Source organism: Bacillus andreraoultii (assembly GCF_001244735.1).
Classification (GTDB): Bacteria; Bacillota; Bacilli; order Bacillales; family Caldibacillaceae; genus Caldifermentibacillus; species Caldifermentibacillus andreraoultii.
Genome location: NZ_LN868937.1, coordinates 1,492,503 through 1,511,888, shown reverse-complemented (window position 1 = coordinate 1,511,888; position 19,386 = coordinate 1,492,503). Strand labels below are relative to the sequence as shown.

The following is a 19,386-nucleotide window of genomic DNA, read 5'->3' as shown; positions in this document are numbered from 1 at the left end:
TTTTTGGTGAACAGCCGTTAAACTCAATTATTGGTCACAATGATAAAAAAAAGATTGGACCTCTTTTGTCGGTATAATTTGTTTATCAGGAAACATCTCTTTTAACGCCCTTACCATCCCTTTACCGATGCCTTGCCCCCGATAAGAAGGATTAACTGATATATGTTGTACCTCTAATACATCATCATCCAACTCATAAACACCAATAATAGCGACTAGGTCGTCTTCTTGCTTCCATAAGAACAAAGTCCATTTATCATTTGCCTCGTACTCTTTTATGGTTTGTTGTAATTTTTTTATATCCTTTTCATTAGGCATAAAGGACAGTAAACCCATCGCAATCTTTTCAAATGCTTTTTTATATCGAATTAACATTTTGATCCCTCATTATATAAAACTATTCCAATGCTAAAAATAAGCCTAAATCGACTTATTCATTTATCGCATTTTTTGAAACACCCTTTTTAAATATTCAATTGGCGTGTTCTTATATTTTTTCCATAATGAGAATATTTTATACGAGTATTCCTGTAAACTGTCGTACATTCAAACAATTAAAATTCTAATTCTCATCTCTTGAATGGCATTTTTCTAAGATAATGACGGCTACAATTTACTAGTTGCGAAATTATTTTACTACATTTCTAGCTTTTTTTCTAGGTATCTAATAGAATACTTGAATAGAATTTAACGATTTTATGAATTTTTTAGCTAATGGTAGAGTATAAATGTTCATTTTCTACTTTCCAATACGCATATGCTCTCAAGATGAGCTTCGGCAGCATGACAAAGCCGAAAAGCTCTGCGAACTACGGCTCTACTTTCGCTAAAGGCTCTGACCCTTGAGTTTTCTTTATCACTTCATAAAGAGGTAAATCTAATTTTACCAAATCTTGATAAGTTTCTCGTTTCACAACTAGTTTTGCTTGACCATCTTCAACAAAAACAACAGCTGGGCGAGGTAGACGATTATAATTACTTGCCATAGAATAACCATATGCACCAGTACAGAAAACCGCCAATAAATCTCCCGGCTCCGTTTTTGCTAATGGAATATCCCAGATTAACATATCACCTGATTCACAAGCTTTACCGGCAATCGAAACAACTTCTTTTTCATCGTGAAGAACTTTGTTTGCCACCACTGCATCATATTCTGCCTGATATAAGGCTGGGCGAATATTATCACTCATTCCACCGTCAACGGATACATATTTCCTCACACCCTCAATATGTTTAGTAGAACCGATTGAATAAAGTGTTGTTCCCGCATCACCAACGAGCGACCTTCCTGGTTCAATCCACACTTCAGGTAATGGAATGTTTATTTCTACTGATTGTTTTTTTATTTCACGAATGATAGCTGAAACATATTGCTCTGGTTTAAGAGGTTTATCTGATTTTGTATAACGAATACCAAACCCTCCGCCAACATTAACTACTTTCGGAATATACTGAAGGTCATTTTTCCAATCATCAATGTAGGTGAACAACTTTTGAATGGCTAAAATAAAGCCAGTCGTTTCAAAGATTTGCGAACCTATATGACAATGGAGACCTAGTACATTTAATGGAGTTGAAGATAATGCGATTTCCAACGCCCGTTTCGCTTGACCACTTTGTAAATCAAAACCGAATTTCGAATCTTCTTGCCCTGTTAAAATATAATCATGTGTATGCGCTTCAATTCCTGGAGTAACACGAAGCAAAATATTTACTCTTTTTCCTTTTTCTATACATCGTTTTGTTAATAGTTGTAACTCATAGAAATTATCAACAACAAAGCAACCAATCTCATAATCTATTGCCATTTCAATTTCCTCAATACTTTTGTTGTTTCCATGGAAGTGAATTTTTTCTACAGGGAATCCTGCCCTAATCGCTGTATATAATTCCCCACCGGAAACAACATCCAGAGAAAGCCCTTCTTCCTGCATTAGTTGCATAATAGCAATTGATGCAAATGCTTTACTTGCATAAGCAACTTGGGCCTTTACATTTTCTTTTTTGAATGTATGAATGAAACTTCTTGCTCGAGTTCGAATTAACTCAATATCATAAACGTTAAGTGGTGTTCCATACGTATTTGCTAATTCCAGCGTATCACATCCACCTATCTCTAAATGACCGTACCGATTTACATTCGCCGTTCCATGTAACATAACTTATGTCACCCCGTTACAAAAATTAAATCCTACTATTAATACGTAACTAATCTATAATAAGAAAAACTTTATCACAATTCGTAATCTAATGCAATTATATATTTATTTCCACCCAACATAACGTGTGATATGATTTTCACCCTCAAAACTGTAACGGTGTGGATGTGGATTGGTGATCTACTAGAATTTCAATTGATTCTACTTACCCATCATTTTTGCGGAGGTAAGTTACATACACACTCCTCATCTTAACGCCTGCATCCGTCGTCCTAACTGTGGAAATTACAAGGGAAATTTAAGCAGCCTTAAAATTACGTAGGCTGCTTTAAACGATTTTTCGGTTGAACGATACTTGGTCGGATTTTTGACCCAGGAGTTGAACGTCTAACTAAAATTTGCATAAAAGCTATTGGGTGAAACGGAATAAAAGGCCATAAGTACGGGGTATTGAGTGAACGTATTGATGCTAAGTAAATGATAAACAATGTTACCCCTACAACTAAACCTGGAACTTTAAATATCGCTATTAAAATTAAAATAACTAATCTTGCTATTTTATTTGCCACACTTAACTCATAACTTGGTGTCGCAAACGTTCCGATTGCAGAAACGGAAACATAGAGAATGACTTCCGGAATAAATAGACCAACATTCACTGCAATATCCCCAATTAATACAGCAGCAATTAGACCCATAGCAGTCGATAAAGGTGTTGGAGTATGAATCGCGGCCAGTCTTAAAAACTCAATACCTAAATCACAAATAAACAACTGTACAATGACAGGTACATGGGATTTTTTATTTGGCCCGATATATTCGATACTATCTGGTAATAGACTTGGCTCGATAACAAAAAGTAGCCAAAGAGGAAGAATAAACAACGAGGCCAAAATACCAATAAAACGTGTCCAACGAATAAATGTCCCTACTGCAGCTGATTGACGATATTCTTCCGCATGTTGAACATGGTGAAAATATGTTGTCGGTGTAATGATTACACTCGGAGACGTATCGGCAATAATTAATACATGTCCTTCCAATATATGGGTTGCTGCAACATCAGCACGTTCGGTATATCGGACAAGGGGATATGGATTATATCCTTGTTTCACTAAAAATTCTTCAATCGCTTTATCTGCCATCGTCAAGCCATCTATTTCAATTGCTTTAATTTCTTTCTTAATAATATTTACTAAATCTGGATTTGCAACGTCTTTCAAATAAACTATTGCTATATCTGTTTTCGAACGTTCTCCCACTTTTAGTAGTTCAAATCGGAGTCGTTCATCACGGATTCTACGCCGAATCAATGCGGAATTGCTAATAATATTTTCCACAAATCCGTCTCTTGATCCACGAACAACCTTTTCTGTATCAGGTTCTTCCGGTTGTCTACCAGGATAACTTCGCGTATCAACAATAAAGGCTTCCTCGTAACCCTCCACTAAAATAGCAATGAGTCCCGATAATACTTGATCAACGACTTCATCTAACGTTGATACTTTTTCTACTGAATTATTATTTATTCGATTATTAATAAGTTCTACAAATTGTTCAGGTGGAGAATCTTTATGAATGTCATTTAAGTGGACGAGTTCTTGCATTGCCCGCAAAATAAATAAAGTATCCGTCAGTCCGTTCACATAATATAATTGTATTTCTTTATTTAAAACTTTAAACTTCCGAATGCCTAAATCAAAACTTGTTCCTAAACCAACGTTATCTTTCATATACTTTTCTACTTCAGTTATTTGTTTAGGAATGGGTTTCATCTTTTTTATTGCAGACATGTTTACAACACCTTTCTTGGATAACTGCCGTCCTCTCAAAGAAGTTGCTTAGTAGTAAAAACAAATTCACAACTTTACAAGTTAATAAAATACAACCAATGGAATAGTGAGCCTAAAATTTTTCCTAAAATGAGTGCAGTTAATAAATATAATAATCGGTCTTCAAGATTTATTCGTTTGAATATTAAAGGCAATACATTGACAGCTTCATATAATGCGGCTGCTAACATACCTACAAAAATCCCTTGGAATAAACCAACAAAAATCATTAATACTTTCGGAATCGTCAATTGAATTTGTTGTAAGCCTAATATAGCCCCAAATATAACACCAAGAGTAGCTGCCCATTCATAATATAAAATCATTTTCATTGATTTTGTTAACTGCATCAACCGCGGAATTACGCCTAATACTGTTATAAATGCGACAAAGCCAGCACCTACCGCTAAACCACAAGCTAGCCCCACTGCGAGTACAAATAAAATTTTTAACCCCATTATTCATCCATTCTTTTCATACTTTCTTTATTTTCATTCATAATGACATATTGATCTAAACTTTGTTGGTAATTAAACATCTCAACTTCCAGTGGGCTCGGTTCATCATTAATTCGCTTTTTAAATACATGATTAAAAAATAAAATCATTCCAAGACCAAGACCAATTGAATAAGGGATTTGAATCGTTAAAGGTTTCTCATCTTTAATTCCTGTTAATAAATAAAATAACTTTTGGTGAACAACTTGCATGCTAACATCTTCATGAAAATTCATTATAGAAATAGCAGATCCAATAAATAGTAGTAACCAAACTAACAAAAATAATGGGATGGACATTTTCACCTTTCTCATTACCACTTCAACAATTGTTTGCTGTGGTCCAATCAGCTGAATGTCCCTTATATTTAATTTGTCTGTAATCACTTCAATAATCTGAATTCCATCAATGATAATAATATTGTTATCTTCCTTCGTTACTTTATGAACAATCAATTTTTTTAAATCATGTATGATCACATCTGGAGCATTAATAGAGGCTATATCTTTAAGATAAACAGGCTTATCGCCTCCTACTTGTACTCGATGACGGAGACGGATATATATGGTTGTGTCCATAAACATCACTTCCAATTAAACTAATTTCTTTGTAAAAATAGTATTTGTTAGAAACAGAAATTCATGAAAACCAAAAAAAACCAAATGACTTAAACGTCCATTTGGCTTTTTATCTGCTTTAATATTTTTTTCTCTAGTCTTGAAACTTGTACTTGAGAAATACCTAATCGACTCGCTACTTCTGATTGTGTCTGATCATTATAGTACCTTAAATATACAATTAATTTTTCTCTATCATCTAATCCTTCTATAGCTTCTTTTAGGGCAATTTTCTCAAACCACTTCCCATCTTCTTGATCTGAAATTTGATCAAGTAATGTAATCGGATCACCATCGTTTTCATAAACCGTTTCATGGATGGATGTCGGTGCCATTACCGCTTCTTGAGCTAGTAATAATTCTTCGACAGGGATTTGCAAATGTTCACTTACTTCATAAATCGTTGGTGCACGCCCTAATTCTTTAGCCAGATCATCTTTTGCACGGCGAATCTTATTTCCTATTTCTTTTAATGAACGACTAACCTTAATTGTGCCATCATCACGAATAAATCGTTGAATTTCACCGATAATCATTGGTACTGCATAAGTAGAAAATTTCACATCATAGGACAAATCAAATTTGTCCACCGACTTTAATAAACCGATACAACCAATTTGAAACAAATCATCCGGATCATAGCCACGATTTAAAAATCGCTGCACAACAGACCAGACAAGGCGAATGTTTTTCTCGACAATTTCATTTCGCGCTTCTTGATCTCCCGACTGACTTCTTTTAATAAGATGTTTAATTTCTACATCTTTCGTAAAAGATTGATCGGTATCTTTTTTAACCTCCACATCCATTGGCAATACCCCTTAATTGTACACTGCATTTGCATTTGACAATTTTTTTTTCAAACGGACAGTTGTCCCTCCATTTGGAACAGAATCGATCGTCATTTCATCTACAAAATTTTCCATAATCGTAAAACCCATACCAGATCGTTCTAATTCTGGCTTTGTCGTAAATAATGGTTGTCTAGCTTCATCTACATCCATTATGCCTATTCCCTCATCACGAACTTCTAATTCAACAATAGAACCATCAAGGCGGACAGATACATAAACAAATCCTTCTCCTTTATTTTCGTAACCGTGGATGATGGCATTTGTAACCGCTTCAGAAACAGCTGTTTTAATTTCTGTTAACTCATCCATTGTCGGATCTAATTGTGCAATAAATGCGGAAACAGTAACTCTTGCAAAAGATTCATTTTGACTTAGTGCACGAAATTTTAAGTACATTTCGTTATTCATATTAGGCAACCCCCAATCTAAGTAAAGCTTGTTCTTCAGTTGGATCAATATGAACGATTTTAAATAATCCTGACATATTAAATAATCGTTCAATTGATGGTGGAACAGAACAAACAATCATTTCACCATTTATTTGTTTAATCTGCTTATATCTGCCTAATATGACACCTAGACCCGAACTATCCATAAAAGTTAAACTTTCAAGGTTTACTATTAAATATTTAACTTCGCCTTCTTCCATTGCTTGTGAAACTTGGTCACGAACAGTATCTGCCGTATGATGGTCTAACTCTCCGCTAAGTCTAACAACTAATATATGTTTTTCTTTCCATTCTAGATTCACTTGTAGACTCACTATACATGCCTCCTTCTTTCGTATAGTGAGTCAATTCGATATAATACAAAGGAATTCCTTCTTGTCGACAAAACTAGTGTAGAATCGATTATTTTCTGCAATTTCTTCTATCTATTATTTTCTAGCAATTTAAAATTTACTTACTCAACTTTAGTAAATATACTGAATGCACGTTTATATAATGTCCACCAACTTGCTGGCTTCACACTTTCATTTGCAACAACAGCATTTTCTGCAATGATTTTTCCGTCTTTTTCTAAAATAATCTTACCAATTTCTTGCCCTTTTTTAATTGGTGCTGCAATATTTTTATTTAGTTTTACTTTTGTTTTTACTTTATCCATTTTTTCCCCTTTTTTCGCCAATAGAGAAACACTTTCACCAGCGGCCATGTCAATTTTCCGCTTTTGTCCTTTTTCAACTTTTACTTTCCCTAGTACGTCTCCTTTTGCATAAAACTGTTTCGTTTCAAACTGACTAAAAGCGTAGTCAAACATTTGTGTAATTTGTTTATTTCTTTCTTTCGATGTTGAAGCTCCAAATACGACAGCTATGACACGCATATCATTTTTTTTAGCTGTTGCAGTCAAACAATATTTTGCTTCATTTGTATAACCAGTTTTTAACCCATCGACACCCGGATAAAATTTGACTAATCGATTTGTATTAACTAGCCAGAATTTCTTATCTGTATTTTCCCTTAAATACGATTCGTATTGACTAGTGTACTTTGTAATATTTTCATGTTTCAATAGTTCCTTTGCTAGTAATGCCATGTCTTTCGCACTACTGTAATGATCGTTCGCGGGTAATCCAGTCGAATTTTGGAACTTTGTATTCTTTAACCCTAATTCTTTTGCTTTTTCATTCATCATTTCTACAAAATTACGTTCGGAACCAGCAATTTTTTCAGCCAAAGCAACGGAAGCATCGTTAGCAGATCCAAGAGAGATTGCTAGAAGAAGTTCTTCAACTGTCATTTCCTCGCCTTCTTCTAAAAAGATTTGTGACCCTCCCATAGAAGCAGCATATTCACTTGTTCTTACTTTTTCTTTAAGTTGTATTTTCCCCTCGTCCAAAGCTTCCATAATTAATAACATCGTCATAATTTTTGTCATACTTGCTGGAGATAATTTTTCATCACTGTTTTTTTCAAACAAAACTGCTCCTGTATCTCTTTCAATTAATATGGCAGATTTTGCATTATCCGCTAGGCTGAGCTTAACCTCACTAGCGAAAATAGGTGTCGGAACCATTGCTAAACTTAAGCAAATGGTCATAATAAATATAACTACTGACCGTTTCATGACTTTCCCTCACTTTTGGTAATATGTATTAGTTCTTCCACCTATTATTTCCAATACAGGAGAATTTAAACAGCCTTTCATAAAAAATGAAACGAATAAAAAAAAGCCCTCCAATATGGAGAGCTACAGAATTTACACTTATTTAATTATCTCGTGGATTAATGGAGGTGGTGACACTTCCTCTTGAGAAATACGAATGTTTTCGTATAAAAGTTCTCGAACAGCGTCAATGTTTTCCTTGTTCGAGTAGATTGTTAAAATCGGTTCATCTTTTTCCACTTTGTCACCGACTTTCTTCCTTAAAACAATTCCAACTGCTAAATCGATTTCTGATTCTTTTGTTTCTCGTCCAGCACCTAAAAGCATGGCCGCAACACCTATTTTATCAGCAGTTAACTCCTTAATCCAACCTGATTCTTTCGCAGGTAAATCAATTATATATTTTGCTTGAGCGAGTCTTTCCGGATGGTCAACACAAGTTGCATCGCCACCTTGACTAGCAATAAATATTTTCATTTTTTCCAATGCTTTCCCTGATGAAATTGATTCATTTAAAATTTGCCGAGCTTCTTCAAGTGAGCTTGCTTTTTTTGCTAAATAAACCATTTGGCTTCCTAACGTTAAACAAAGCTCTGTTAAGTCTTTCGGTCCATTGCCTTTAAGTGTTTCAATCGCTTCTTTAATTTCTAGTGCATTACCTATTGCAAATCCTAGTGGCTGATCCATATCGGAAATGACAGCCATTGTCTTTCTACCAACACTATTTCCGATTTCTACCATCGTTTCAGCTAGTTCTTTTGCGTCACTTACATTTTTCATAAACGCACCCGAACCGATTTTCACATCTAAAACAATGCAATCTGCACCAGCTGCTATTTTTTTACTCATAATTGAACTCGCAATCAACGGGATACTATTTACCGTTCCTGTAACATCTCGGAGCGCATATAATTTTTTGTCTGCGGGTGTTAAATTTCCACTTTGACCTACTACAGCTATTTTTTGCTCGTTAACAAGTTTAATAAACTCCTCATTCGTTAGCTCCACATGAAATCCAGGAAATGATTCCAACTTATCGATGGTTCCACCCGTATGTCCTAACCCTCGACCACTCATTTTCGCCACTGGGACACCAACAGAGGCGACAAGCGGACCTAAAACCATCGTCGTTGTGTCACCGACTCCACCTGTTGAATGTTTATCAACTTTAATTCCATTTATTTTGGATAAGTCAACTTGATCCCCAGAGTTTACCATTGCCATTGTTAAGTTTTTTTGTTCTACATGATTCATTCCTTGAAAAAATATTGCCATTAGTAGAGCACTGGCTTGATAGTCTGGAATTGATCCATCTGTATAACCATTCACAAAAAACTGAATTTCTTCTGTTGTTAATTCATGGCCATCCCGTTTTTTTTCAATAATATCAATCATTCTCACTTTGCTCACCACCCAATCCGTCATTTACCTCATAACAAATCCGATTATTTTATATCATTTAAAAAGCTTTTTCCAAATTCAGGTGCTTTTACAGCAAAGTTTTCTGCTATTGTTGCCCCGATATCAGCGAATGTTTCCCGAATTGGTAAACCATCTCCACCTTTCATACGTGGGGAGTATACTAATAATGGTACATATTCCCGGGTATGATCAGTTCCTGGGTGCACAGGATCGTTACCATGGTCTGCTGTAATAATTAGAAGATCATCATCTGTTAATTTTTCAAGTACTTCGGAAAGACGTGCATCGTACTCTTCCAATGCTTTACCATAGCCTATTGGATCTCTTCTATGTCCGTATAGGGCATCAAAGTCTACTAAATTCAAAAAACTTATTCCAGTAAAGTCCATTTCAATCGAATCGAGAAGTTTATCCATTCCGTCCATATTTGATTTTGTACGAATTGCTTTTGTTACCCCTTCACCTGCATAAATATCTGAAATTTTTCCAAGTGCAATGACATCAAAACCACTATCTTTCAATTCATTCATGACTGTTCGGCCAAATGGTTTTAACGCATAGTCATGCCGATTAGCTGTACGGGTAAAGTTACCTGGTGTACCAATAAACGGACGTGCAATGACTCGACCGACTTTATACTTTTCAGATAAAGTTAATTCACGGCAAATTTCACAAATTTTATACAACTCATCAAGAGGAACGATTTCTTCATGCGCTGCAATTTGAAGAACAGGATCTGCTGAAGTATAGACAATAAGAGCACCCGTTTTCATATGTTCTTCTCCTAATTCTTCAATAATCGCTGTTCCACTCGCCGGTTTGTTACCGATTACTTTTCTCCCTGTTCTCTTTTCAATTTCATCAAGCAATTCCTTTGGAAAGCCATCTGGAAAAACTTTAAATGGTGTTTGGATATTCAATCCCATTATTTCCCAATGACCAGTCATCGTATCCTTTCCACGTGAAGCTTCTTGCATTTTTGTATAATAACCCATTGGTTGTTCTTGTTTCGGAACACCTTGAATTTCTTTTATATTGCTTAGCCCCAACTTTGCCATATTAGGCATATGTAAACCGTTCATTTCACGTGCAATATGCCCAAGAGTGTCTGACCCTTTGTCACCAAATTGTTCAGCATCTGGCGCTTCACCAATCCCAACTGAATCCAATACAACTAGGAATACACGTTTATATCGATTTTTTTCCATGATGTTCCCTCCTAATTTTTGTTGCACCTTAAATTTTTCACCCTATTGGTAGTATATGTATAAGTGATACTACTATTTATTATAGTACATCATTGCCATATATTGGAATAGCTATCAAAGATAAAAAGCCACCTCAATTAGAGTAGCTTTTTTACGCACGTGGATGAAATTTATTATAAACATCCTTTAATCTAGTTTTTGTTACGTGAGTATATATTTGAGTCGTTGATATATCGGCATGTCCTAACATTTCTTGAACAGATCGCAAATCAGCGCCATTTTCTAATAAATGTGTTGCAAAAGAGTGGCGAAGTGTATGTGGTGTTAATTCCTTTTGTATACCAGCTTTTATCGCTAACTGTTTTAAAATCTTCCAAAAACCTTGCCTTGATAACCTCTGTCCATGGTGATTTAAAAACAACGCATCTGATTTCTTTTTATTATTAACTATTTTAGCACGTGAATTCTCAAAATATAAGGTTAAAGCATCTGTCGCCATTTTTCCAATTGGAATAATTCGTTCTTTACTTCCTTTTCCGATGCAACGAACAAAACCTAGAGATAAATGAACATCATTTATGTTTAAATTGATTAATTCACTTACCCGCATTCCTGTTGCATACATAAGTTCTAACATTGCTTTATCTCGTATTCCAAGCGCTGTTGTTAAATCTGGTGTATTAAGGAGTGCCTCCACTTCTTCCGTATTAAGGACTTTTGGTAATTTAAGTTCCGTTTGTGGTGTTTCAATATGTACAGTCGGATCTTGGTCTGTAATTTTATCCAATATTAAGAAGTGATGAAAAGAACGAATTGACGCAATATGTCTTGCAATCGTACGTGATGATTTTCCGTCCGCTTTTAAGCTACTTAAAAATTGCATAATATGTCCACGGGAAATATCATTTAAATTTTGGATTTTTAATTTTTGCAAATAATCAAGGTAGGCAGTTAAATCACGTCGATAAGACTGAATTGTGTTATTTGCTAATCCTTTTTCAACTATTAAATAATGTAGAAAATCTTTTAAACAATCATTCACATAAATTACTCCCCATTTAAATAAAACATAATTAGTCGATCGTACCAGTTATTTTCGCTTGCCATACCGTCTGAGACAACCTTTACCGCTTTTCCTTCCGGCTCCTCATAGCGATGTTGATTTCTATATTCTTCACTTACCCACATAATAGCATAATAAAATAAAATCGTACATCCTGTGAAAAGAATGAATACTTTTAACGTTTGAATAACTAATTTAATAAACTTCATTTTTCCTCGCACCTTTTTCGGATTGTTTGTCCATATTACAACTTATGCCAGGAATCATAAAATTTATACTCAAAATTTTATATTTAATTTCAATTCTTCTTTCTTTTCTATTAAATGTGAAAAAACAATGAGATGGTCTCATTGTTCGATCGTTTGTTTATTTTACTTTTTTCCTTTACTTTGACAGTCTCGGCATATCCCATGAAATGTTAGACGATGATCCTTTACAAGGAAGTGCCACTTGTCTTCTACGATTACTTCTACGTCATCAAGCAAATCTTCTTGAATTTCTTCTACGGAACCACATTCAATACAAACTAGATGATGATGAAAGTGGGTAGCACCTTCTTTTCGTAAATCATAACGAGAAACTCCATCACCAAAATTAATTTTATCTACAATTTTTAACTCTGTTAATAATTCTAATGTGCGATATACCGTTGCAAGACCGATCTCAGGAGATTTTTCTTTAACGAGGAGGTATACGTCTTCCGCACTTAAATGATCCTCTTCATTTTCTAGCAATACCCGGACAGTGGCCTCTCTTTGCGGTGTTAATTTATAGCTTGATGAGTGCAATTGTTTTTTTATTTTATCAAGGCGATTTTCCATACATATTGCCCCTCCCTCGCCAATGTATCCTAATTATATCAAAAGATTAGGGAGTTGCAAACTAAAATAATTATAAATTATAGTTTATAATCATTATTAATTGATTATCAATAACATCATTTTACTCGTCTATAAGCTAAGTAGCCCTTTCATTAAGTACGGTGTAAAGTAGCCTTCAATAAATGCAGCTAAACACAATAGTAAAAAAGCTAAGCCAAAAAACATACAATATTTAATTAACATGGGGGCAAATGGTGGTTGATAAATCGTTTTTACAAATAGCTTTCTAATCATTTTCAATGAAAAAATAACAGATATAACTGCAACTGTAATGAAAACAGGGATAATCACAATATTTTGTGGAAGAACAGATACAAATGATAAAAAGAATCCTTTCCACCCCATTTGTTGAACAAAAAAACCGATTGTAAAACCAATGACCATCCCTTTAAGAAAGAGAAGAACAAGAATAATTGGTAATCCAATCATTGTAATGCCAAGTACCCACATTAAACCAACGTATTTGCTATTATAGCTTAATGAATGTAAAAAGATTTCCTTTGGTGCTGCAATCTCACTTTGCTTAAATTGTGTGAAAAACTCATTAATGAAATAAAATAAATCGTCCTTTTGAGTTACGCTTAAACTATTCACAACAATTGCACCAAAAATAACACCCATTACTAATAGAACCGTGTGAAAAATATAAAATGAGGAATTTTGTTCGATATGGTTTACTAAAAAATTTGGCCGCATCCGATTCTTCATTTTTTCTTCCTCCTTCAAACAACTTACTAGATTGTATGAAAGAGGAAGAGGAAGTATTCAAAATTAAAAGAAGGAAAATTAAATTTCCTTCTTTAGCTTTCATCATCCCGCTCATTCACTTTCCCATATCGACCGCCACCACCGGCATTTAATGTAAGCTCGCCAACTCTAGCTTTTACAATTAATTTAGCCGTCTTTTCCGGAACGATATTTATTAATTCGTTAAAACTTGTATCATGAATAATTGCCATCTCTGTCCCGAAACTTTTTAGTAGTTTTTGTAAAGTTTTCGGTCCGATTCCAGGTAAAAATTCGAGTGGTACTTGATGCACATATGGTGGTCGATTTGGAAATTCGGACGCATCTGACAACTCATTAATCCGATCTTTAACTCCTTTTGTAATGTTCGTTGAGCCGCAATTAGGACATTGCTTAACTCCTTTTTGAATTGGGGTAAAACATTTCGCACACGTCGTTTCATGATATTTACCGAGCAGTGGATCCAAACCATAATTCGCGATAATTTTTCTATCATCTTCATTTTTAAGTGCTTTCGCAAATTCAGTAAAACTCGGTTGTTCCAACATAAGTGCTTGATATTCTCGTGCTATTTTTGGAAGTGAGTGGGCGTCGGAATTTGTCACATATGTATATCGATGAAGTTGATTTAAGTGATCCGCCATCTCTGTATCACTACTTAGTCCAAGTTCAATAGCATCGATTAAATCTGGATCTAATACTTCTCGTAAATCTCGCTCTACTCCTCGACCAAATAAACTTTTAAATGGAGTGAATACATGAGCTGGAATAAATAAACCGTCAAGCTCCTTTACTTTTTTTTGAAGCTCACGACCAGGTGTATAAATACGTTGAGAGCTTAAATGAATATTTTTAAGTTGAGTGGACAACCATTTTGAGAATTCTTTCATTTTTTCCAAACTCGGTAAGAAACAGAGAAGATGAATCGGACCTTTACAAGATAAATCATAAACTTCTAATTCACTTCCAAGAATTAATGTTGTTTTTTCTTGAAATAGTAAGCCACCATCATTTAGCGGTTCCAAATCTCCTGTAGTAATTAATTCGCCAATTTCCTCTATTACTTCCGGGGAATGACAGTCGATTACTCCTACCATATCAATCCCTTTTTGATTTTTCGCCATATGTAAAATATTTGTTAACGTTAAATTTTTCGAACCCGTAATCTTTACAGCACGACCTGACTTTGTCCGACCAACATGAATATGCATATCTGCAAAATAGCGCTTCATACCTTACTCTCCATTGTTCTTGCTAGTTGCCAATATTGAACGGCGTAAATTGTTTTTGCATCGAGTATTTTTTGTTCTTTCATGAATTGTTGTGCTTCTTCATAAGAAACTTCAAGTAAATCAACAAATTCATCTTCATCTAAGTGAAGTTCACTTTCCTTTTTCAAACCTTTAGCAAGATATACATGAAGTAATTCATCACTGAATCCTGGTGATGTATAAAAAGAGGTGAGCAGTTCCATTGATTCACATGTATAGCCCGTTTCTTCTCCTAATTCCCTTTTCGCACAAGTTAAAGGATTTTCTCCTTTTTCTAATTTCCCAGCCGGTATCTCAACTAGTGAGCGTTCTAATGGTTTGCGATATTGTTCGACCATAATCATCTTATCTTGATCTGTAATCGCGATAATCGCAACGGCTCCAGGATGTTCAACAATTTCCCTTGTGCTCATTTTTCCATTTGGTAATTTTACTTCATCTACATGAAGCGAAACAATTCTTCCTTTAAATAAAGTATCCCTTTTCACTGTTATTTCTTCATATGTATCCATTATCTTCCCTCCAGTTCTTTTAATTCATTACACGTCATATAGTTTATCATAGTTTTTTTAGATAAAGAAAACGCTAGGGTCAGAGCTTTTAGGCAAAAAAGAGACTAGAGTTCGCCGAAAAATTAGAGTTTCTCGCTTTTCTGCAATGGTCGAAGCCTTCCTTGTGCCCCTTAAGCGCAAGGAAAGTAGAAATTGGAAAATTTATATTTTCCTATTAACTAAAAAATAAGAATTTTGAGGTGGGAAATGAAACGAGTATCTTTATCCGGAAAAATGTGGGAAGTTAGACATTGGTTAAAGGTTTATGGTAGCAAATATGAATATGTTTCCGAATGGATTGACAGTTTGGAAAGTAATTCGAATGGAAATAAAGCGAAAAATAAAGGAGCAGTAATCTACTCATTTCCAAAAAATATAGCGAAAAATAATTAATTGCGACTGTATTTTTTCTATTTTCCCCTAAGTAACGGTAAAATATAAAGAAAAGAAGAATGAAAGGTTGATTCGTATGAAAAAACGTAAATTAGGGAAGTCGCCATTATATGTTTCTGAAATTGGATTAGGCTGCATGTCACTTGGAACCTATCCGCAAAAGGCAGAAAAAATTATTCACGCAGCCCTTGATGCTGGAATTAATTATTTCGATACGGCCGATTTATATGATTATGGCGAGAATGAAAAGATTGTTGGACAGGCACTCAAATCTGTCCGAGATGAGGTAATTATTGCAACAAAGGTCGGGAACCGGTGGAATAATGATAAAAACGGATGGTTTTGGGATGCATCAAAATCATATATAAAAGAAGCAGTTAAACAAAGCTTAAACCGTTTAGGGACTGATTATATTGATCTCTACCAATTACATGGCGGAACAATAGAAGATCCAATTGATGAGGTAATTGAGGCTTTTGAAGAATTGCAACTAGAAGGAGTTATTGGCTATTACGGAATTTCATCCATCCGACCGACCGTCATTAAAGAATACGCAGAACGTTCCCAAATCACTTCTGTTATGATGCAATATAGTATACTTGATCGCCGTCCAGAAGAAGAAGTATTTCCGTTAGTACATTCACACGGAATGAACATTGTTGCTCGTGGACCATTAGCAAAAGGGCTATTAAGTAACGCTCTTTTAAATAAAGCTTCTGATTCAGTAAAGGAAACAGGATATTTACACTATAGCTATGAAGAACTATTGAAACTACTCCCACAATTAAAAGAAAAAATTGCAACAAATCGAGAAATGACCGCAGCTAGTTTACAGTTTGTATTAGCACAACCCGTTGTCGCATCTTGTGTCGTTGGTGCGAGCTCAGTGGAACAATTAAAAGAAAACGTTGCGGCACTTAACCAACCTCAACTTAGTGAAGAAGAACTCAATTTTATTAAATCGATAACAAGTTCAGCTGGTTATTCGCAGCATCGATTACAATAAAGAAAGCTTTAGGGCCAGGCGAAACGAGAGACTTGAGTTCGCCGGAAAGAGAATTTTTCAGCTTAGATGTAATACTACCGAAGCCTTCCTTGTGCGCTTATGTGTATTGAAAAAAAACAAGACGTTCATCTCTCTTTTGATGGACGTCTTTCATTTAACAGCGTTATTTATATTTTCTCCAGTCTAAATCACTTTCCTGTAGTAACTCTTCAAACGATTTATTTTTCTCCCGCTTTCTTCTCTCTTCACGTTTCTTTGCTTCCGCTTCTTCTTTTTGCTTGAGTTCCTTTTCTTCTAGTTCTTTTTTTGTTTCCTTTAATTTTTTTATTAATTCATCACCGAGTGCATCTTTCAAAGTTGGTGCCTTCACATCATCTTTTTTATTTTTCTTCATATTACCTTACACTCCTATAGTTGTTGACTATTTTGATAAATAGATTTCCTCCATTTCTATTTTATCAAAAAATGGAGTGGGCCGAATAATTTTTTAAAGTTATTCTTAAAATACGAATGAATTTATGTTGAAAGGAGGAATCGTGATGAGTAATAAAAAGGATAAAGGATATAGCCAAAAAGGGAAACCAAATGCTGATACCATTAAACACCAAATTGCTGCCGAAGATTTAGAAAACGCCATTCATCCGACAAAGCGTCAAAACACACCACAGTAATATTCTATATGGAGGAATGAACTTTCCTCCTCTGAAAATCTTCCTTCATCAAACTCTACAAATCTTTCAAATAAAACCTCCATTTTAATCAACAGTTTCGTTATAATAATCATAATACCATGAACGAAAAAACGTTTTTAGGGGGTTATTTTATGAAAACAAAACATATATTCACTCTAGCTACTTTACTTACTGCTAGTGCTGCCGCCTCATTTGGCACCTATTTTTCTAAGCGTGTTCTACATATTAAGAAAAAAAATGAACAAGAGATCATTGAACGTGATACAAAACTAAATCATATTATCCCTGTTCAATTTGCCACTTTACCGAAGAAAGAAGTTTGGATTCCTTCTCCAAATGGATACAAAATTAATGCAATGGTTATCCGACCACATCAAACTAAACGATTTATTATTTTTTCACATGGGGTGACAGAAAGTAAAATGAGTTCTATGAAATATGCAAATCTTTTTTTGGAGCGGGGATTTAATGTAATTATTTATGATCAGCGGCGCCATGGGAAAACGAATGGAAACACAACAAGTTATGGTTTTTTTGAGAAGTATGATTTACAAGCCGTTGTCGATTGGCTATTTGATCAAGAGGGAGAAAATTTACTTTTGGGCATTCACGGAGAATCGATGGGGGCTGCAACAACACTACTCTATGCCGGTGAGCTGAACGGTAGAGCCAATTTTTATATTGTAGATTGCCCTTTTTCTGATTTCCATGAACTTCTTCTTTATCAATTAAAATGTGAAGGAAAATATTTACCCGCACGAACACTCTTATCCATTGGCAGTTTATTTTTGAGAGTCCGTGGAAAGTTTTCAATAAAACATGTTTCACCGATTACTGTCGTTGATCGAATTAAACAACCTGTCCTATTCATTCATAGCGAAAAAGATGACTATATATTACCATATATGACAAAAGATTTGTTTGAACAGAAAAAAGGTGCGAAAATGCTCTTATTGGCGAAAAACGGTGGCCATGCGCAATCGCTTAATGAAAATCGGAGGGAGTACGAAGAAGCAATTGACTCATTTTTATCTACGTATTTAGATGTATAGCCGTAAGTAGGCTATGAAGAATTAAAATGATTGACAAGATGGAGCAGCTTGGAAATTATGCGGATGATTCTATTACAAACAACTTACACCGTGTAAAATCCATGCAAAATCTTTTCAAGTTCTCTTGGATTCATTAGGAAGCAACAAAAACGACCGCAAATGCAGTCGTATCAAGAGTTTTTTCTATGCTGCTAGTTATCTCTAGAACACAAGAAACGGAGAAGGTGGGATTCGAACCCACGCGACGGTCACCCGCCCTAACGCATTTCGAGTGCGTCCCCTTTTAACCACTTGGGTACTTCTCCATAATTTTTTGGAACACCAAATATTATATATGAAATCTTCCTATTTGTCACTACCTTATTTGAAAACTTTTTTCTCCGGATAATCCAAGCATCCTTTCGCTAAACATGATAAAATGACATTAAGTTAAATTGAATTTTTAGGAGGATTTTCATGAAGTTAATAAAAATGCTTCTTATTCTTATAGTCGCTGTCTTCCTAATTCGAATACTTCTTAAATTATTATTCGGGTTGATTGCATTTTTATTTATCGCGATTGTTTGTGTAGTTTGCTTTTACATGGGGTGGCAGATTCTTTTCAAGTAAGTACGTGCTAATCATTTAATAAGAGGAGATAAAAGCGCACCCCCGTCTCCTTCTCAAATGTACTTTTCTCTATTCAGCATGTTCTATATCAGAAATTTTTGCAAGCGAGATAGAATAAAGCGTACCCTCCTCACTAACTACTTGAATCGTATTCTCCATTGTGTCCAGAGAACGAATATGACCAATCAGTGTCTTATAATGATGCCCTGTATAGTATTGGACGGCTACCTTTTTTCTCATTTCTTTTGCACTAAATATGATTTCATTGAACACTTCTAATTGCTGTTCATCTAATTCTGTTGACTTCTCCCATGAGTCTTCATTTGCCCACTCACGAAGCAATTGGACATGCTCTGGTAGCATCATTGCCGTCCATTTTATTCGTCCACGGTCCCGAATCATATGCACCCTTCCTTTCAT

At 34.9% G+C, this 19,386-nt stretch carries 24 protein-coding genes and 1 tRNA gene; 5 read left to right on the top strand and 20 right to left on the bottom strand.

Annotated elements, in window-relative coordinates:
* Positions 1-27 precede the first annotated feature (27 nt).
* The 17 genes from BN2144_RS12390 to BN2144_RS12310 all read right to left on the bottom strand — a co-directional run bounded on the left by BN2144_RS12390 (position 28) and on the right by BN2144_RS12310 (position 15,175).
* Positions 28-375, bottom strand: a complete 348-nt coding sequence (locus tag BN2144_RS12390; protein WP_033828505.1) for a GNAT family N-acetyltransferase — start codon at positions 373-375, stop codon at positions 28-30.
* A 434-nt stretch (positions 376-809) separates the two neighbouring features.
* On the bottom strand, positions 810-2,162 hold the full coding sequence (lysA, locus tag BN2144_RS12385; RefSeq protein ID WP_042337882.1) for a diaminopimelate decarboxylase: 1,353 nt from the start codon (positions 2,160-2,162) through the stop codon (positions 810-812).
* Positions 2,163-2,476: 314 nt separating this feature from the next.
* Positions 2,477-3,955 (bottom strand): spore germination protein, encoded by a 1,479-nt coding sequence (locus tag BN2144_RS12380; protein WP_033828504.1) that lies wholly within the window; start codon positions 3,953-3,955, stop codon positions 2,477-2,479.
* A gap of 74 nt (positions 3,956-4,029) precedes the next feature.
* Entirely contained in the window at positions 4,030-4,452 is a 423-nt protein-coding gene (locus BN2144_RS12375; RefSeq protein ID WP_033828503.1) for a stage V sporulation protein AB, read from the bottom strand.
* Positions 4,452-5,069 (bottom strand): stage V sporulation protein AA, encoded by a 618-nt coding sequence (locus BN2144_RS12370; protein WP_033828502.1) that lies wholly within the window; start codon positions 5,067-5,069, stop codon positions 4,452-4,454. Before BN2144_RS12370 ends, BN2144_RS12375 begins: the two co-directional genes overlap by 1 nt.
* 89 nt (positions 5,070-5,158) lie before the next feature.
* Positions 5,159-5,917: an RNA polymerase sporulation sigma factor SigF gene (gene sigF, locus BN2144_RS12365; protein ID WP_033828501.1), complete on the bottom strand. Its 759-nt coding sequence runs from the start codon at positions 5,915-5,917 to the stop codon at positions 5,159-5,161.
* A gap of 12 nt (positions 5,918-5,929) precedes the next feature.
* Positions 5,930-6,370 carry an anti-sigma F factor gene (gene spoIIAB / locus BN2144_RS12360; RefSeq protein WP_033828500.1) on the bottom strand — a complete coding sequence of 147 codons (441 nt, stop codon included), beginning with the start codon at positions 6,368-6,370 and terminating at the stop codon, positions 5,930-5,932.
* Position 6,371: 1 nt separating this feature from the next.
* A complete protein-coding gene (gene spoIIAA / locus BN2144_RS12355) occupies positions 6,372-6,725 on the bottom strand; it encodes an anti-sigma F factor antagonist (RefSeq protein ID WP_033828499.1) in 354 nt (117 codons plus the stop codon).
* 140 nt (positions 6,726-6,865) lie between these two features.
* A complete protein-coding gene (locus BN2144_RS12350; protein WP_033828498.1) occupies positions 6,866-8,032 on the bottom strand; it encodes a D-alanyl-D-alanine carboxypeptidase family protein in 1,167 nt (388 codons plus the stop codon).
* A 138-nt stretch (positions 8,033-8,170) separates the two neighbouring features.
* On the bottom strand, positions 8,171-9,472 hold the full coding sequence (locus BN2144_RS12345; protein WP_033828497.1) for a pyrimidine-nucleoside phosphorylase: 1,302 nt from the start codon (positions 9,470-9,472) through the stop codon (positions 8,171-8,173).
* Positions 9,473-9,516: 44 nt separating this feature from the next.
* Positions 9,517-10,701 carry a phosphopentomutase gene (gene deoB / locus BN2144_RS12340; protein WP_033828496.1) on the bottom strand — a complete coding sequence of 395 codons (1,185 nt, stop codon included), beginning with the start codon at positions 10,699-10,701 and terminating at the stop codon, positions 9,517-9,519.
* A 151-nt stretch (positions 10,702-10,852) separates the two neighbouring features.
* Positions 10,853-11,743: a site-specific tyrosine recombinase XerD gene (gene xerD / locus BN2144_RS12335; RefSeq protein ID WP_033828495.1), complete on the bottom strand. Its 891-nt coding sequence runs from the start codon at positions 11,741-11,743 to the stop codon at positions 10,853-10,855.
* Between the two features lie 5 nt (positions 11,744-11,748).
* Positions 11,749-11,973, bottom strand: a complete 225-nt coding sequence (locus BN2144_RS12330) for a YqzK family protein (RefSeq protein ID WP_033828494.1) — start codon at positions 11,971-11,973, stop codon at positions 11,749-11,751.
* A gap of 162 nt (positions 11,974-12,135) precedes the next feature.
* Positions 12,136-12,585, bottom strand: coding sequence for a ferric iron uptake transcriptional regulator (gene fur, locus BN2144_RS12325; protein WP_033828493.1), 450 nt, complete (start codon positions 12,583-12,585; stop codon positions 12,136-12,138).
* Between the two features lie 129 nt (positions 12,586-12,714).
* Positions 12,715-13,353, bottom strand: coding sequence for a stage II sporulation protein M (gene spoIIM, locus BN2144_RS12320; RefSeq protein WP_033828492.1), 639 nt, complete (start codon positions 13,351-13,353; stop codon positions 12,715-12,717).
* Between the two features lie 92 nt (positions 13,354-13,445).
* Positions 13,446-14,624, bottom strand: coding sequence for a TIGR00375 family protein (locus tag BN2144_RS12315; RefSeq protein WP_033828491.1), 1,179 nt, complete (start codon positions 14,622-14,624; stop codon positions 13,446-13,448).
* On the bottom strand, positions 14,621-15,175 hold the full coding sequence (locus BN2144_RS12310) for an NUDIX hydrolase (RefSeq protein WP_033828490.1): 555 nt from the start codon (positions 15,173-15,175) through the stop codon (positions 14,621-14,623). Before BN2144_RS12310 ends, BN2144_RS12315 begins: the two co-directional genes overlap by 4 nt.
* A gap of 246 nt (positions 15,176-15,421) precedes the next feature.
* Between BN2144_RS12310 and mciZ the strand changes: the two genes are divergently transcribed.
* Positions 15,422-15,607 carry a Z-ring formation inhibitor MciZ gene (mciZ, locus tag BN2144_RS21000; RefSeq protein ID WP_033828489.1) on the top strand — a complete coding sequence of 62 codons (186 nt, stop codon included), beginning with the start codon at positions 15,422-15,424 and terminating at the stop codon, positions 15,605-15,607.
* 76 nt (positions 15,608-15,683) lie between these two features.
* Entirely contained in the window at positions 15,684-16,613 is a 930-nt protein-coding gene (locus BN2144_RS12300) for an aldo/keto reductase (RefSeq protein WP_033828488.1), read from the top strand.
* A 163-nt stretch (positions 16,614-16,776) separates the two neighbouring features.
* Here BN2144_RS12300 and BN2144_RS12295 read toward each other — a convergent pair whose 3' ends face one another.
* Positions 16,777-17,007 carry a DUF3886 domain-containing protein gene (locus BN2144_RS12295; protein WP_033828487.1) on the bottom strand — a complete coding sequence of 77 codons (231 nt, stop codon included), beginning with the start codon at positions 17,005-17,007 and terminating at the stop codon, positions 16,777-16,779.
* Between the two features lie 145 nt (positions 17,008-17,152).
* Here BN2144_RS12295 and BN2144_RS20630 point away from each other — a divergent pair, with 145 nt between their 5' ends.
* Together BN2144_RS20630 and BN2144_RS12290 are read left to right on the top strand one after the other, a co-directional pair.
* Positions 17,153-17,284, top strand: a complete 132-nt coding sequence (locus tag BN2144_RS20630; protein ID WP_268258034.1) for a hypothetical protein — start codon at positions 17,153-17,155, stop codon at positions 17,282-17,284.
* A 152-nt stretch (positions 17,285-17,436) separates the two neighbouring features.
* A complete protein-coding gene (locus tag BN2144_RS12290) occupies positions 17,437-18,357 on the top strand; it encodes an alpha/beta hydrolase (protein ID WP_033828486.1) in 921 nt (306 codons plus the stop codon).
* Positions 18,358-18,573: 216 nt separating this feature from the next.
* On the opposite strand, the gene BN2144_RS12285 is transcribed toward BN2144_RS12290, so the two are convergent.
* Positions 18,574-18,662 (bottom strand) — tRNA-Ser (locus BN2144_RS12285).
* A gap of 151 nt (positions 18,663-18,813) precedes the next feature.
* Between BN2144_RS12285 and BN2144_RS19940 the strand changes: the two genes are divergently transcribed.
* Positions 18,814-18,966 (top strand): hypothetical protein, encoded by a 153-nt coding sequence (locus BN2144_RS19940; protein ID WP_154665511.1) that lies wholly within the window; start codon positions 18,814-18,816, stop codon positions 18,964-18,966.
* Between the two features lie 69 nt (positions 18,967-19,035).
* Here BN2144_RS19940 and BN2144_RS12280 read toward each other — a convergent pair whose 3' ends face one another.
* The gene (locus tag BN2144_RS12280; protein WP_033828485.1) at positions 19,036-19,368 is read right to left on the bottom strand and encodes a YolD-like family protein; all 333 of its coding nucleotides are present in this window, start codon (positions 19,366-19,368) and stop codon (positions 19,036-19,038) included.
* Positions 19,369-19,386: the final 18 nt, after the last annotated feature.

Excerpts from the sequence above, each read along its gene's own strand:
- BN2144_RS20630 (WP_268258034.1), top strand. The coding sequence starts at position 17,153 with ATGAGTAATAAAAAGGATAAAGGATATAGCCAAAAAGGGAAACCAAAT.
- BN2144_RS12295 (WP_033828487.1), bottom strand. The coding sequence starts at position 17,007 with ATGAAGAAAAATAAAAAAGATGATGTGAAGGCACCAACTTTGAAAGAT.
- mciZ (WP_033828489.1), top strand. The coding sequence starts at position 15,422 with ATGAAACGAGTATCTTTATCCGGAAAAATGTGGGAAGTTAGACATTGG.
- BN2144_RS12315 (WP_033828491.1), bottom strand. The coding sequence starts at position 14,624 with ATGAAGCGCTATTTTGCAGATATGCATATTCATGTTGGTCGGACAAAG.
- BN2144_RS12330 (WP_033828494.1), bottom strand. The coding sequence starts at position 11,973 with ATGAAGTTTATTAAATTAGTTATTCAAACGTTAAAAGTATTCATTCTT.
- BN2144_RS19940 (WP_154665511.1), top strand. The coding sequence starts at position 18,814 with ATGAAGTTAATAAAAATGCTTCTTATTCTTATAGTCGCTGTCTTCCTA.
- spoIIAB (WP_033828500.1), bottom strand. The coding sequence starts at position 6,370 with ATGAATAACGAAATGTACTTAAAATTTCGTGCACTAAGTCAAAATGAA.
- BN2144_RS12375 (WP_033828503.1), bottom strand. The coding sequence starts at position 4,452 with ATGGGGTTAAAAATTTTATTTGTACTCGCAGTGGGGCTAGCTTGTGGT.
- BN2144_RS12280 (WP_033828485.1), bottom strand. The coding sequence starts at position 19,368 with ATGATTCGGGACCGTGGACGAATAAAATGGACGGCAATGATGCTACCA.
- fur (WP_033828493.1), bottom strand. The coding sequence starts at position 12,585 with ATGGAAAATCGCCTTGATAAAATAAAAAAACAATTGCACTCATCAAGC.
- BN2144_RS12300 (WP_033828488.1), top strand. The coding sequence starts at position 15,684 with ATGAAAAAACGTAAATTAGGGAAGTCGCCATTATATGTTTCTGAAATT.
- spoIIM (WP_033828492.1), bottom strand. The coding sequence starts at position 13,353 with ATGAAGAATCGGATGCGGCCAAATTTTTTAGTAAACCATATCGAACAA.
- BN2144_RS12350 (WP_033828498.1), bottom strand. The coding sequence starts at position 8,032 with ATGAAACGGTCAGTAGTTATATTTATTATGACCATTTGCTTAAGTTTA.
- BN2144_RS12380 (WP_033828504.1), bottom strand. The coding sequence starts at position 3,955 with ATGTCTGCAATAAAAAAGATGAAACCCATTCCTAAACAAATAACTGAA.
- BN2144_RS12390 (WP_033828505.1), bottom strand. The coding sequence starts at position 375 with ATGTTAATTCGATATAAAAAAGCATTTGAAAAGATTGCGATGGGTTTA.
- BN2144_RS12370 (WP_033828502.1), bottom strand. The coding sequence starts at position 5,069 with ATGGACACAACCATATATATCCGTCTCCGTCATCGAGTACAAGTAGGA.
- sigF (WP_033828501.1), bottom strand. The coding sequence starts at position 5,917 with ATGGATGTGGAGGTTAAAAAAGATACCGATCAATCTTTTACGAAAGAT.
- BN2144_RS12310 (WP_033828490.1), bottom strand. The coding sequence starts at position 15,175 with ATGGATACATATGAAGAAATAACAGTGAAAAGGGATACTTTATTTAAA.
- BN2144_RS12290 (WP_033828486.1), top strand. The coding sequence starts at position 17,437 with ATGAAAACAAAACATATATTCACTCTAGCTACTTTACTTACTGCTAGT.
- deoB (WP_033828496.1), bottom strand. The coding sequence starts at position 10,701 with ATGGAAAAAAATCGATATAAACGTGTATTCCTAGTTGTATTGGATTCA.
- lysA (WP_042337882.1), bottom strand. The coding sequence starts at position 2,162 with ATGTTACATGGAACGGCGAATGTAAATCGGTACGGTCATTTAGAGATA.